The following is a 13078-nucleotide window of genomic DNA, read 5'->3' as shown; positions in this document are numbered from 1 at the left end:
TCTGGTTGCTTTCGGGAAGTTTGCCCCGGCGGGATGGCTCAGGCAACCGCGTTCAGGCCGATCACCCGGTCCATGCGGGCGGCCAGGCCGTGGTTATGAGTGGCGATCAACGCCGACAGCCCGGTATCGCGGACCAGGGCCATCAGCATGTCGAACACCCGGTCCGAGGTTTCGGGATCCAGGTTGCCGGTCGGCTCGTCCGCCAGAAGCAGGCTGGGCGCATTGGCAAGCGCCCGGCAAAAGGCCACGCGTTGCTGTTCGCCGCCCGACAGTTGCGCAGGGCGGTGATCGGCACGATGCGACAGCCCGACCCGGCCCAACAGATCGGCGGCGCGGGCGGCGGCGTCGCGTTGGGAAATGCCGTTTGCCAGTTGCGGCAGGACGATGTTCTCGGCCGCGCTGAATTCGGGCAGCAGGTGGTGGAACTGATAGACGAAGCCCAGCTCGCGCCGCCGCGCCTCGGTTCGGGGCTTGTCCGGCAGGCCGGTCATGTCGCGCCCGTTCAGGATCACCCGGCCCGCATCGGGCGTGTCCAGCAGCCCGGCGATATGCAGCAGCGTCGATTTCCCCGCCCCCGAGGGCGCGACCAGGGCCACGACCTCGCCCCGCGCAACGGTCAGGTCCAGGCCGCGCAGTACCTCGACCGGGGCGGGGCCGCCCTTGCCATAGGTCTTGCCGACCGCTTCCAGGCGCAACACGTCATTCATAGCGCAGCGCCTCGACCGGGTTCATGCGCGCGGCACGGCGCGCGGGGAAGATGGTGACCACGAAGGACAGGAACAGCGACAGGGCGACCGCGCGGAAGATGTCCCAGGCACGCAACTCGGCGGGCAGGCGATAGATCCCGCGAACCTCGGGCTGCCAGGCGCCGCCGCCGGTCAGCGCATTCAGCGCCGCCATGATGCTGTCCACGTTCAGCGCCAGAAGCACGCCCAGGAACACCCCGGCGATGGTGCCAATCACCCCAGTGAAGGCCCCGCAGAGGAAGAACACCCGCAACACCGCGCCTTCGGTCAGGCCCATGGTGCGCAGGATGCCGATGTCGCGGCCCTTGTTCTTGACCAGCATGATCAACCCGCTGGTGATGTTCATCGACGCGATCAGCACCAGCACCGACAGGATCACGAACATCACGTCATCCTCCATGTCCAGGGCCGCCAGGAAGCTGCCGGAACTGTCGCGCCAGTTCCAGACCTGCGCCCCCTCGCCCGCCGCCGCCAGCAGCGGCAGGGTCCAGTCGTCCACCTTCTCGGGATCCACGACGAAGACCTCGATCTCGTCCGCCACGCCCTCGCGGTTGAAATAGGACTGCGCCTCGGCCATCGGCATGTAGATGCGGGTGCGGTCGATGTCGTATCGCCCGGCGCTGAAGATATAGGTCACCTCGTATGCCTTCACGCGCGGCGTGGTGCCGATGGCGGTGCGCGCGCCCTCCGGGGCGATCAGGCGGATTTTGTCGCCCAGACCGACCGCCAGCTCCCGCGCGATGCCCGAGCCGATGGCGATTCCCCGGTCGAAATCCTCAAGACTGCCGACCGATGTCGCCGCATCCACGATCCGCGGCATTTCCTTGAGATCATTAAGGGATATGCCAAAAACCTCAGCCACGTTCGAACTGTCGTTGGCGGTCGCCATGACCTGCCCGCGCACCACCGGCGCGGTGCGGATGACGCCGGGAACCTGCGCCAGCTTGGCCGCCATCGCATCGTAATCGGCGATCCGCCCCGGCACCACATACAGATCGTCGGTGAACTCGTTGGTGATCCGCTGCGGCGCCATGTAGACGGTGGTATGGGCGTTCGCCCCTAGGATCGTGTCCACGAATTCGGCCCGGAAACCCGCCCGCACGGCCAGCGTGGCGATCAGCGCCATCACCCCCAGAGCGATGCCGATCAGACTGATCCAGGTCATCACACTGACCCCGCCCTCGGCCCGGCGGGCGCGCAGGTATCGCCAGGCAATGGTGAATTCGTAACGCGAGAACGGTCGGGGTGTGGCCATGCGGAACGCCTTGGATTTGCGCCCGGAACCTGACCGCGCCGCCCCTAAAGATCAAGCCGACAAAGGCGTGAGGGCTTCTTCTTTGCCCAAATACCCAACTTGCGACGGCAACCCCCAGATGCCACATACCCGTCATGGCAAAATCCACCACCGCGTTCACCTGCACCGCCTGCGGCGCATCCCACAAGAAATGGGCCGGGCGCTGCGACGCCTGCGGCGCCTGGAACACCATCGTCGAAGAGGCGCCGCTGTCCCAGGGACCAGGCCGGGGCCTCGGCGCTCACAAGGGCCGGGCCGTTCCCCTGTCCAGCCTGCAAACGACCGAGGCCCCGCCCCCGCGCCATCTGGCCGGAATGGACGAACTGGACCGGGTTCTGGGCGGGGGGCTTGTCCCCGGCAGCGCGGTTCTGGTCGGCGGCGACCCGGGCATCGGCAAATCCACGCTGCTGTTGCAAGGCGCGGCGGCCTTTGCCCGGCGCGGGCTGCAAGCGGTCTATATCAGCGGCGAGGAAGCCAGCGCCCAGGTCCGCATGCGCGCGCAGCGCCTTGGCCTTGCCGATGCGCCGGTCCGGCTGGGATCCGAGACCAACCTTCGCGACATCCTGACCACGCTGGACAACGAACGGCCCGACCTGGCGATCATCGATTCCGTCCAGACGCTGTGGTCCGATCAGGTCGAGGCAGCGCCGGGCAGCGTGGCCCAGGTCCGCGCCGCCGCGCATGAGCTTGTGACCTTCGCCAAGCGCAAGGGCGTGGCGATCTTCCTGGTCGGCCATGTCACCAAGGAGGGCCAGATCGCCGGGCCGCGCGTCGTCGAACACATGGTCGATACCGTGATCTATTTCGAGGGCGAGCGCGGCCACCAGTTCCGCATCCTGCGATCGGTCAAGAACCGCTTCGGCCCGGCGGATGAAATCGGCGTCTTCGAGATGACCGGCAGCGGCCTGGCCGAGGTCGCCAATCCCTCGGCCCTGTTTCTGTCCGAACGCGGCCAGCCGGTCCCCGGCAGCGCCGTCTTCGCGGGGATCGAGGGCACCCGACCCGTCCTGACCGAGGTTCAGGCCCTGGTCGCCCCCTCGACGCTGGCAAGCCCCCGCCGCACGGTGGTGGGCCTCGACAGCGGCCGGGTCAGCACCATCCTGGCCGTGCTGGAGGCGCGCTGCGGCATTCCCTTTGCGGGGCTGGACGTATTCCTGAACGTCGCGGGGGGGATGCGGGTCAACGAACCGGCAGCCGACCTTGCCATCGCGGGGGCGCTTTTGTCGGCGCGCGAGGACAGCGCCCTGCCGCCCGATGCGGTGCTGTTCGGCGAAATCAGCCTTTCCGGCGCGCTGCGTCCCGTCGCGCAGGCGGAAAACAGGTTGAAAGAGGCGCAGAAACTTGGTTTTTCACAGGCGATTTTACCCGACAGCCAGAAGGTCGAGGGTGCGGGCGGCATGGGCACAAGGCGCATCGCCGACCTGACGGGATTTGTGGGCGAGGTCTTCGGCGCCGGCTGAAGTGCCTGAAATGAAAGCATAACCGGCGCAGGGGCAGGTTCAATGGACGGTTTCACGATCATCGACGCGGTGGTGGCTGCGGTCATCATCCTTTCGGCCATCCTGGCCTGGTCGCGCGGCTTCGTGCGCGAATCGCTGGCGATCCTGGGCTGGATCGGCGCGGCCATCCTGGCCTTCATCTTCGCCGCCGCCATGCGGCCATTGATCGCGCAACTGCCGGTGCTGGACCGTTTCCTGGGCGACAGCTGCGAACTGGCCACCATCGCCGGATTCGCGGTGGTCTTCGCCTTGGCCCTGGTGGTCTTTTCCATCATCACGCCGCTGTTCTCGTCCGTGGTGCAGCGTTCGGCGCTTGGCGGGGTGGACCAGGGCATGGGCTTCCTGTTCGGCGTGGCGCGCGGCATCCTGCTGGTCGCCATCGCCTTCATCGTCTATGACCGCGTGATGACAAGCCAGCAGGTCGCGGTCGTGGAAAACAGCCGGTCCGCGCAGGTCTTCGAACGGATGCGCGGCCAGTTGGACAGCCAGGTTCCCGACGACGCGCCGGGCTGGATCGTCAGCCGCTACGAGCAGATGGTGGCGGGCTGCACGGCTGCGGCCACCCCCTCGGCCCAGGAAACCCCGCCTGCCGCGAACTGATGCACGGCCTGCATGCCTGCCCTGCGCGTGACGCTTCGATGACGAAAATCCGCCCCTGCCGCACCGTGGGGGCGTGACTTCGGGACGCACCCGCACTACATAGCGCGGGACAGCCCAAAGCCATTCAGGATGCCGCGATGAAACCCTTCCTGGCCCATCCGTTCGATTCGGACCGCCTGCACGAGGAATGCGGCATTTTCGGGGCCATCGGCGTCGCCGATGCCTCGAACTTCGTGGCCCTGGGGCTGCACGCCTTGCAGCATCGCGGGCAGGAAGCGGGCGGCATCGTCGCCCATGATCCCGAAAGCGGCTTCAACAGCGCCCATCGCTTCGGCTATGTCCGCGACAACTTCACCAAGGCCGAGGTAATGGCGACCCTGCCGGGGCCGCTGGCCATCGGCCATGTGCGCTACTCCACCGCCGGGACCAAGGCCGCGACCGCAATCCGCGACGTGCAGCCCTTCTTCGGCGAATTCCACATGGGCGGCTGCGCGATCGCCCATAACGGCAACATCACCAATGCAGCCGCCCTGCGCCGCGAGTTGATCGAGCGCGGGTCGATCTTCCAGTCCTCCAGCGACAGCGAATGCATCATCCACCTGATGGCGCGGTCGATCCAGCGCAACATCCCCGAACGGATGAAGGACGCGCTGCGCCGGATCGAGGGGGCGTTTTCCGTCATCGCAATGACCCGCACCAAGCTGATCGGCGTGCGCGACCCGCTGGGGGTGCGCCCGCTGGTGCTGGGCAAGGTCGGCGACGACGGCTTCGTGCTGGCCTCGGAAACCTGCGCGCTGGACATCATCGGCGCCGAGTTCATCCGCGAGATCGAGCCGGGCGAGATGGTGGTGATTTCTCGCGGAGAGGTCGAATCGTCGCGTCCCTTCGGTCCCTCCAAGGGCCGGTTCTGCATCTTCGAACACGTCTATTTCTCGCGCCCCGATTCGATCATCGGCGGGCGCTCGGTCTATGAGACCCGCCGCCAGATCGGCGTGGAACTGGCCCGCGAGGCGCCGATCGAGGCGGATCTGGTCTGCCCGGTCCCTGACAGCGGCACCCCGGCGGCCATCGGTTTCGCCCAGGAATCGGGCATTCCCTATGGAATGGGGATCATTCGCAACCAGTATATGGGCCGCACATTCATCGAACCGACCGAGCAGATCCGCAACATGGGCGTGCGGCTGAAACTGAACGTGAATCGGTCGCTGATCGCGGGCAAGCGCGTGGTGCTGGTGGACGATTCCGTAGTGCGCGGCACCACCAGCCGCAAGATCAAGGACATGATTCTGGACGCGGGCGCGGCCGAGGTGCATTTCCGCATCGCCTCGCCCCCGACCGCCTGGCCGTGCTTCTATGGCGTGGATACGCCCGACCGCGACAAGCTGCTGGCCGCGAACATGACGCCCGAGGAGATGCGCGACTGGATCGGCGTCAATTCGCTGGCCTTCGTGTCGCTGGATGGCCTTTATCGCGCCGTGGGCGAGGCGCAGGGCCGCAACAACGCCTGCCCGCAATATTGCGACGCCTGTTTTTCCGGCGACTATCCGGTGGCGCCTTTCGACCAGCTTGAGCGCGGGTTCCGCATGAAGGCGGGGTCGGAAACCGCGATGAACGAGGCGGCGGAGTAACGGGGGACTTCACGTCCCCCGCGCCCCCTGTGGGATATTTGCGCACAGAAGATGATCAGCGGACGATCCGTTCCAGCGGGTCGTACCAGGCGGCGTGCTGGCCCCAGACCGCGCGGGCCAGGGTGTCGGGCTTGTGGCGCAGGCTGCGAAGGTCGGCGCGGCTGGCCCACACGACGCGGTTCACCACGCCTTCCGGGTCGTTCAGGGTTACGTCGCCGGTCGTCAGTTTCGCGCGGAAGATCAGGTCGATCTGGTGGAAGCCGCTGGCAGGATCGTGGAATTCATTCACCAGGATGGGCGCGCCGACGATGATCGTCAGGCCGGTTTCCTCGGCCACTTCGCGGATCAGGTTTTCAGGCAGGGACTGGCCGGGTTCGACCCCGCCGCCGGGCAGGCACCACAGGTCGGATCTTTGCCCCGCATAGGCGTTGACCATCAGCAGCCGGTCGTCGCGCAGGATCGCGGCGCGGACGGCCAGCCGGGGCGGTTTCACCGGATGATCCGGTTGACATGCCCCATCTTGCGCCCCGGACGCGGCGTACCCTTGCCATACAGGTGAACCTGCATGTCCGGCGTCTTCAGCAGGCCGGGCAGGCGGTCCAGATCGTCGCCGATCAGGTTCTCCATCACCACATCGGCATAGCGGCGGCCATCGCCCAGGGGCAGTCCCGCCACGGCGCGGATATGCTGTTCGAACTGGTCCACCGCGCAGCCCGCCTGCGTCCAGTGGCCGGAATTGTGGACGCGGGGCGCGATCTCGTTCACGATAAGGCCTTGCGGGGTCACGAACAGCTCGACCCCCATCACGCCGACATAATCCAGCGCATTGGCGATGCGCGCGGCGATCAGAACCGCGTCGGTCGTGACCTTTCCGGGCAGCCCGCAGGGCACGGTGGTGGTGCGCAGGATGCCTTCGCGGTGGACGTTGAGGCCGGGATCGAAGGCCGCGACCTGGCCGTCGGCGCCGCGGGCGATGATGACGCTGATCTCGGCGGTGAAATCCACGAAGCCTTCCAGGACCGAGGGCGCGCCGGTCCAGTCCGCCGGGCCTTCGCCGATGCGGACCTGGCCCTTGCCGTCATAGCCCATGCGGCGGGTCTTGAGGATCGAGGGGCGGCCGATCCGGGTGATGGCGGGTTCAAGATCGGCCTGTTCCGGCACGTCGGCGAAGGGGGCGGTCGCCAGCCCGATCTCGTTCAAAAAGGTCTTTTCGGTCAGCCGGTCCTGCGACACCGCCAGGGCGCGGCGGTTGGGGCGGATCGGGCGCAGGCTTTCCAGCAGGTCCAGCGCCGAGGTCGGCACGTTCTCGAACTCATAGGTGATCACGTCCACGCTGTCGGCGAAGGCGCGCAGGGCCTCGGCGTCCTCATAGGGGGCGTTCGTCACCTGCCAGGCCACCTCGCCCGCAGGCGCCGCGCCGGGCTCATAGACATGGCAGCGCAGGCCCAGGCGGCTGGCCGCGACCGACAGCATCCGGCCCAGTTGGCCGCCGCCCAGGATGCCGATTGTTTTGACATCACTCATCGCGCGGCTCCTGAGGAATGGAATCGGACAGGGCCTGGCGCCAGGCGTCCAGGCGTTCGGCCAGCGCGGGGTCCGAGATCGCCAGGATCCCCGCCGCCATCAGTCCGGCATTAGCCGCCCCCGCCGCGCCGATGGCCATCGTGGCGACCGGATAGCCCTTGGGCATCTGCAAAATCGAATAGAGCGAATCGACACCCGACAGCGCCTTGGTCTGCACGGGCACGCCGATCACCGGGACGCGGGTCTTCGACGCCATCATTCCCGGCAGATGCGCCGCGCCCCCTGCCCCGGCGATGATCACCCGCAGCCCGCGCGACACCGCCGTCTTGCCGTAATCCCACAGCCGGTCGGGGGTGCGATGCGCGCTGACGATCCGGGCTTCGTAACCGATCCCCAGTTCTTCCAGGATCGCCGCGGCCTCCTTCATCGTGGGCCAGTCCGACTGGCTGCCCATGATGATGCCCACAGGTTTGTCCATCCTTGTCCCCCGCATCTGCCCGCCTGCCATAGCGCGGGGGGCGCGTCGCCGCAATCAGGCGATGATGTCGGGGGTGATCTCATCCTCGAGCCGGGCGATCTGGTCCTTGAGCACCAGCTTCTGCTTCTTCAGCCGTTGCAGCGCCAGCGAGGATGTCAGTTGCTGGGCCGACAGGGCGGCGATCGCCTCGTCCAGGTCGCGATGTTCGCAGCGCAGCGCCGCCAGCTTCGCGCGGGCGATCTCGTCATGGGACATTTCATGGTGCATGTTCATCTGGCTTGCCCGGCTGGACGCGAAGGATCTTCGCATCGACTATAATCGTTAGCACGGCGCATGTTAACAAGATGCTTCGTGACGCGCGAATGCGGCTTGAATATTTTCAAGACCTCACGAAAATGAGAGCGGTCATAGGGGGTGCGACGATGGTTCCGACGCCGAAAGCGGCCTTGATGCTGGCCATTGTCCTCGCGGGCGGCCCGGCGATAGCGCAGATGGATGAAGAACAGCTTTGCGTCAATCAATGCATGTTCCATCACGGCCCCGCTTCCAGCCCCGCCTATGCGGCCTGCGTCGCCCGGCAATGCAGCGGCGGCGGGTCCGAGGCGCCCGCCCAGGATCGCGCCGTGGCGCCGCGTTGGATCACCCACAGCGCCGGCGGCGCCCATTCCGCCGCGATCCACCTGGGCGACCGTTCGCTGAACTATATCTGCCAGCGCGGCGGCAAGGCGCTGATCGGCGTGGCGGGACTGGGCGGGTCGGCCCAGGGCACGCGGATCAGCGTGGACGGCCGGGCCTATTCCCAGTCCTTCATCGCGCAGAACGGCATCCTTTATACCACGGCGGATTCGGGATCGCCGCTGCTGCGGGCGCTGATGTCGGGCAGCGGGGTCGAGGTCGCATCGGCAGGCCGGCGCGCGGGCTTTCCGCTGACCGGATCGCGCGCGGCCATCGCCCAGGCCGCTGCCGCCTGCGGAATCCGGCCCTGACTGCCCCTTGCACGGCCCCTGGCCCGTTCACATATTGAACCCAGGCGGATTGCCGCAAACGGGGTCCGCGCCACAGTCGCTTGATGGGCAAAGGGCTGACATGACGAAGATTTCACTGGGGGCGCATCCCTATCTTCTTGGCTTCGACCAGATCGAGCGCCTGGCCGAACGGGCCGCCAAGGGGGCCGAGGGCTATCCGCCTTACAACATCGAACATATCGCGCCCGATGGGTTTCGGATCACGCTGGCCGTCGCCGGTTTCGCCGAGCCGGACCTGTCCGTCACGACCGAGGACCGGCAGCTTGTCATCCGCGGCCGGATGGCGGAACCGGACGGGGACCGCGTGTTCCTGCACCGGGGCATCGCAGCCCGCGCCTTTCAGCGCAGCTTCGTTCTGGCCGACGGGGTCGAGGTCGAGGCCGCGAGCATCGAAAACGGACTGCTGCATGTTGATCTGAAGCGCGTGCAGCCCAGGCAGATCGTCCAGACCATTCCGATCAGCCGCAAGTAAAGGGGATCATCATGGATACCAAATTCGATTTCGGCGGCAGCGACGCCGCGAAGACCGTCTATATCCGGCAGGTCGAGACCAGCACCCTGCCCATCGAGGTCCGCAAGCAGCTTGAGGGCATCGACAGCCTCTATGCCGTCCACGACGCGGACGGCGAACGGCTGGCCCTGGTCAAGGAACGCTCGCTGGCCTTCCTGCTGGCGCGCCAGAACGAACTGACGCCGGTCAGCGTCCACTGACATTCCGCGGGGCGGACGCCCGCCCTGCCCCCCAAGACCGGGCGGGCTGCGCCGTCACGGGGCCTTGTCCGGCCCGACCATCCTCACCCCGATCCGGTCCTGATGTGGGCGATAGCTGTCCAGCGCGGCGGCGTCGAACAGCATCAGATGCGTGGCGCCGTGATTGCGCGCGACCATCCCCTGCCACAGCGCGACATGGGGACCGCCGGGCAGGGCCACCGGCAGCGGTGCCAGGATCGCGCCGTCCGGGACATCGGCCACCACGCCCGGCAGCGGCTGGATCAGCAGGGCGGCGTCCAGTTCCCGCGCCAGCCGGGCGGCAGCAGCGACCTGATCGGGCCGGTCCGGCTGGACCGCCAGAACCCGGTGGGCACCCCTGTCGCGGAACAGCGCGCGCAGGGCGTTGGGCGTCGGACCTTGTCCCAAGCGTCGCAATCCCTTGACTTTGCCGCCCAGCAGCACCGGATCGCCCCAGGCGTCGGTTACCGACATCACCGCCGCCACGCCGTCCTCGTCGCACAGGGCGATGTCGTCGCCGGGCTGGACCCGCGCCGCGAAATCCTGCGTCACCCGCAAGGCCAGCGGCGCCGGCCAATCCGCCTGCGGAAGGGCGGCGTCATGGTCTGCCTGGGTCATGTAGCCGCGCAGCGGGGCGAAGCCGCCGTTCATCAGCAGCGCCAGGTCGCCCGCCTGCCGCCCCTCCAGCCTCCAGGCGGGCAGCTTGCCCGCCTCGGCCAGCAGGGCGGCGGCGGCGTCGGGCGAGACGTAAAGCTCTCGGACGGGGGAAAGGTGGGGATGGGTCATGGTCCCGGCCATACCGCAGGCGGCGGCATTTGTCATCCGCGCCCGATGGGTGTAGGGATCTGACCGTTAACGCCAACACGAAGGGGGCCGCATGTCCGCTATCCGCGCCGTGATCTTCGACATGGACGGCTGCCTGGTCGACAGCGAGCCGATGTCGCTGCAAACCCTGGCCGAGCTGATGGCGGCCGAGGGGCTGGACACAACCATCGACGAGTTGCGGCGCAAGTTCCTGGGCGTGTCGATCCAGTCCATCGTCAGCCACATCGCCGAGTCCCTGGACCGCGACGACCTGCCCCATTTCGCGCAAGATTTCGAAGCCCGGCTGCTGGCGCGCTATCCCGCCGAATTGCGGGTGATCCCCGGCATTCCGGCGCTGCTGGACGATCTGGCGGCGCGCGGCGTCGCGGTGGCCATCGCCACCGGCAGTTCGATCCACCGGCTGGGCGTGACCTTGCAGGTGGCGGGGCTGGCCGATCGGTTCGGCGACCGCATCTTCAGCGCCGATCAGGTCAAGCGCGGCAAGCCCGCCCCCGACCTGTTCCTGCTGGCGGCCGACCGGCTGGGCGTCCCGCCCGAGGCCTGCGCGGTGATGGAGGATTCGCCCCACGGCATCGTCGGCGCACGCGCTGCCGGAATGCGCGCCGTGGGCTTTACCGGCGGCAGCCACCTGGCCGGGATGCAGGCCGATCACGCGCGCCGCCTGACGGATGCCGGGGCCGCCGTGGTGCTGCCGGACATGGACGGGATGCTGGACGCGCTTCTGGATCGGCAGCCGACGGACCGATGAACGCATTCCAAAGGGGGAAGCATGAGTTTTCTGGGGATCGACCTTGGCACATCCGGGCTGCGGGCCCTGCTGGTGGACAGCGGCGGCAGGCCCATCGGCTCGACCGAGCGGCATTATCCCGTCAGCCATCCCCATTCCGGCTGGTCCGAACAGGAACCCGGCGACTGGATCGCCGCGCTTGAGGGCGCGGTTGCCGAGCTGCGCGACCGCCATCCCGAATTCGCCGCCCTGCGCGGCATCGGCGTGGCGGGCCACATGCACGGCGCGACGCTGCTGGATGCCGACGACCGGGTGATCCGCCCCTGCATCCTGTGGAACGACACCCGCAGCCATGCCGAGGCCGCCGCCCTGGACGCGACCCCTGGCGTCCGCGATCTGTCGGGCAACATCGTCTTTCCGGGCTTCACCGCGCCCAAGCTGGAATGGGTGCGGGCGCATGAACCCGACCATTACGCCCGCATTGCCCGCGTCCTGCTGCCAGCCGCTTTCCTGAACCTGTATCTGACGGGCGATCACGTCACCGACATGTCGGATGCGGCGGGCACGTCCTGGCTGGATACCGGCGCGCGCGACTGGTCCGACGCGCTGCTGGCGGCGGGCCGCATGCGCCGCGACCAGATGCCCCGCCTGGTCGAGGGGTCCGACGCCGCCGGTCAGCTGCGCGCGGATCTGGCGCGGTCCTGGGGGCTGCCGCATCCCGTGATCGTCGCGGGCGGCGCGGGCGACAATGCGGCCGCCGCCTGCGGGATCGGCGCCATGGCCGAGGGCCAGGGCTTCGTGTCGCTGGGAACCTCGGGCGTGTTGGTGGCGGCGCGCGACGGCTATCACCCCGCGCCCGAAACGGCGCTGCACACCTTCTGCCATGCGGTGCCGGGGACGTGGTACCAGATGGGGGTGATGCTTTCGGCGACCGACAGCCTCAACTGGCTGTCGCGGATCACCGGGGCGCGGCCCGCCGACCTGACGGCGGACCTGGGCGACGCGCTGCAACCACCGGGCACGGTGCGGTTCCTGCCCTATCTGTCGGGCGAGCGGACGCCCCATAACGACGCGGTCATTCGCGGCGCCTTCACCGGCCTGGGGTCGGGCACGACGCGCGACGACATGGTCCGCGCCGTGCTGGAGGGCGTGGCCTTCGGGTTGCGCGACAGCAACCAGGCGCTGAAGGCCACGGGCGCGCGGCTGGACCGGATGATGGCGATCGGCGGCGGGGCGCGGTCGCGGTACTGGCTGCGGGCCATCGCCACGACGCTGGACGTGACGCTGACCCTGCCTGCGGACGGCGAATTCGGCGCGGCTCTGGGCGCGGCGCGGCTGGGCATGGTCGCAGCGGGCGCGGGCAGCCTGGCCGATGTGATGACCGCCCCCGATGTGGTCGAGGAGATCGCCCCAGACGCCACGCTGCGCGACCGCTTCGACGCGGGATACGAGGCGTTCCGCGCCGCCTATCCGGCGATCCGGGCGGTGCAGTAAGGCCCACGAATTACCCGCCCTGCCGGCGCCAGACCTAACCATATCAGCAGACTGGCCGGTCTGTCGTTGATCACGGTCGGCAGCGGCGTTGTATCATACCTCACGTTTTGAGGTGAGTTCCCTTCGCCCCGCCCAACCTCAAGCCAGACCGGCGGAGCCGCCTTATCAATCCGCTGGAATCTGCTTGACCTGCACCGACAACCGCCACAGCAATGGGCCGCATCATGACTCAGACCCCCACCCCCCGCTTCATCACCTCTGACACGGCGGCCGGTCGGCTGGACTGGCCGGGCGCGGTCCAGGCGCTGCGGGCCGGTCACGCCCTGCCGCGGGCCGAGATCGCGGACACCTTCCTTGGCCCCGCGACGGCCACGATGATGACCCGGTCGGCCTTCATTCCGGGGCTGGGTTACGGCGCCAAGCCCTTCACGGTGTTCGACGGGAACGCCGCCAGGGGGCTGCCGACGGTGCAGGGCGGGATGCTGGTCTTCGACAAGGACGACGGGCAT

The 13078-nt window shown here is 68.1% G+C and carries 16 protein-coding genes and 1 pseudogene; 9 read left to right on the top strand and 8 right to left on the bottom strand.

The window, feature by feature from the left end; translation table 11 throughout:
• Positions 1-38: 38 nt before the first annotated feature.
• Both PARHAE_RS14160 and PARHAE_RS14155 read right to left on the bottom strand, forming a co-directional pair.
• The gene (locus tag PARHAE_RS14160; protein WP_126155238.1) at positions 39-707 is read right to left on the bottom strand and encodes an ABC transporter ATP-binding protein; all 669 of its coding nucleotides are present in this window, start codon (positions 705-707) and stop codon (positions 39-41) included.
• Positions 700-2001, bottom strand: coding sequence for a lipoprotein-releasing ABC transporter permease subunit (locus PARHAE_RS14155; protein WP_126155237.1), 1302 nt, complete (start codon positions 1999-2001; stop codon positions 700-702). Before PARHAE_RS14155 ends, PARHAE_RS14160 begins: the two co-directional genes overlap by 8 nt.
• A 134-nt stretch (positions 2002-2135) precedes the next feature.
• Here PARHAE_RS14155 and radA point away from each other — a divergent pair, with 134 nt between their 5' ends.
• The 3 genes from radA (at position 2136) to purF (ending at position 5767) form a co-directional block, all read left to right on the top strand.
• On the top strand, positions 2136-3500 hold the full coding sequence (gene radA / locus PARHAE_RS14150) for a DNA repair protein RadA (RefSeq protein WP_126155236.1): 1365 nt from the start codon (positions 2136-2138) through the stop codon (positions 3498-3500).
• A 42-nt stretch (positions 3501-3542) separates the two neighbouring features.
• Positions 3543-4139, top strand: coding sequence for a CvpA family protein (locus PARHAE_RS14145; protein ID WP_126155235.1), 597 nt, complete (start codon positions 3543-3545; stop codon positions 4137-4139).
• A 137-nt stretch (positions 4140-4276) separates the two neighbouring features.
• On the top strand, positions 4277-5767 hold the full coding sequence (gene purF / locus PARHAE_RS14140) for an amidophosphoribosyltransferase (RefSeq protein WP_126155234.1): 1491 nt from the start codon (positions 4277-4279) through the stop codon (positions 5765-5767).
• Between the two features lie 55 nt (positions 5768-5822).
• On the opposite strand, the gene PARHAE_RS14135 is transcribed toward purF, so the two are convergent.
• From PARHAE_RS14135 to PARHAE_RS21160, 5 genes are read right to left on the bottom strand one after another with little or no spacing between them, the layout of a single operon-like run.
• Positions 5823-6260, bottom strand: coding sequence for an NUDIX domain-containing protein (locus PARHAE_RS14135; protein ID WP_126155233.1), 438 nt, complete (start codon positions 6258-6260; stop codon positions 5823-5825).
• Positions 6257-7291 (bottom strand): 5-(carboxyamino)imidazole ribonucleotide synthase, encoded by a 1035-nt coding sequence (locus PARHAE_RS14130; protein ID WP_126155232.1) that lies wholly within the window; start codon positions 7289-7291, stop codon positions 6257-6259. Before PARHAE_RS14130 ends, PARHAE_RS14135 begins: the two co-directional genes overlap by 4 nt.
• The gene (purE, locus tag PARHAE_RS14125) at positions 7284-7769 is read right to left on the bottom strand and encodes a 5-(carboxyamino)imidazole ribonucleotide mutase (RefSeq protein ID WP_126155231.1); all 486 of its coding nucleotides are present in this window, start codon (positions 7767-7769) and stop codon (positions 7284-7286) included. Before purE ends, PARHAE_RS14130 begins: the two co-directional genes overlap by 8 nt.
• 54 nt (positions 7770-7823) lie before the next feature.
• Positions 7824-8042, bottom strand: a complete 219-nt coding sequence (locus PARHAE_RS14120; protein ID WP_126155230.1) for a YdcH family protein — start codon at positions 8040-8042, stop codon at positions 7824-7826.
• Positions 8039-8302, bottom strand: coding sequence for a hypothetical protein (locus PARHAE_RS21160; protein WP_164555260.1), 264 nt, complete (start codon positions 8300-8302; stop codon positions 8039-8041). Before PARHAE_RS21160 ends, PARHAE_RS14120 begins: the two co-directional genes overlap by 4 nt.
• Between PARHAE_RS21160 and PARHAE_RS14115 the strand changes: the two genes are divergently transcribed.
• From PARHAE_RS14115 to PARHAE_RS14105, 3 genes are all read left to right on the top strand, one after another.
• On the top strand, positions 8294-8755 hold the full coding sequence (locus PARHAE_RS14115; protein ID WP_164555259.1) for a hypothetical protein: 462 nt from the start codon (positions 8294-8296) through the stop codon (positions 8753-8755). The two genes, PARHAE_RS21160 and PARHAE_RS14115, sit on opposite strands and share 9 nt — an antisense overlap.
• Positions 8756-8855: 100 nt before the next feature.
• Positions 8856-9266: an Hsp20 family protein gene (locus PARHAE_RS14110; RefSeq protein ID WP_126155228.1), complete on the top strand. Its 411-nt coding sequence runs from the start codon at positions 8856-8858 to the stop codon at positions 9264-9266.
• Positions 9267-9277: 11 nt separating this feature from the next.
• Entirely contained in the window at positions 9278-9505 is a 228-nt protein-coding gene (locus tag PARHAE_RS14105) for a DUF1150 family protein (RefSeq protein WP_126155227.1), read from the top strand.
• Positions 9506-9559: 54 nt separating this feature from the next.
• Here PARHAE_RS14105 and PARHAE_RS14100 read toward each other — a convergent pair whose 3' ends face one another.
• Positions 9560-10309 carry a bifunctional sulfate adenylyltransferase/adenylylsulfate kinase gene (locus tag PARHAE_RS14100; protein ID WP_126155226.1) on the bottom strand — a complete coding sequence of 250 codons (750 nt, stop codon included), beginning with the start codon at positions 10307-10309 and terminating at the stop codon, positions 9560-9562.
• 91 nt (positions 10310-10400) lie between these two features.
• On the opposite strand from PARHAE_RS14100, the gene PARHAE_RS14095 reads away from it, so the two are divergent.
• From PARHAE_RS14095 to PARHAE_RS14085, 3 genes and pseudogenes are all read left to right on the top strand, one after another.
• Positions 10401-11096: an HAD family hydrolase gene (locus PARHAE_RS14095; protein ID WP_126155225.1), complete on the top strand. Its 696-nt coding sequence runs from the start codon at positions 10401-10403 to the stop codon at positions 11094-11096.
• Positions 11097-11117: 21 nt separating this feature from the next.
• Positions 11118-12569, top strand: coding sequence for a xylulokinase (gene xylB / locus PARHAE_RS14090; protein ID WP_126155224.1), 1452 nt, complete (start codon positions 11118-11120; stop codon positions 12567-12569).
• A 224-nt stretch (positions 12570-12793) separates the two neighbouring features.
• Positions 12794-13078, top strand: a pseudogene (locus tag PARHAE_RS14085) (ornithine cyclodeaminase); the annotation flags it as partial.

It is taken from the genome of Paracoccus haematequi, assembly GCF_900631945.1.
Taxonomy (GTDB): Bacteria; Pseudomonadota; Alphaproteobacteria; order Rhodobacterales; family Rhodobacteraceae; genus Paracoccus; species Paracoccus haematequi_A.
The sequence above is the reverse complement of the archived record's forward strand: the minus strand, read 5'-3'. Positions and strand labels throughout refer to the sequence as shown.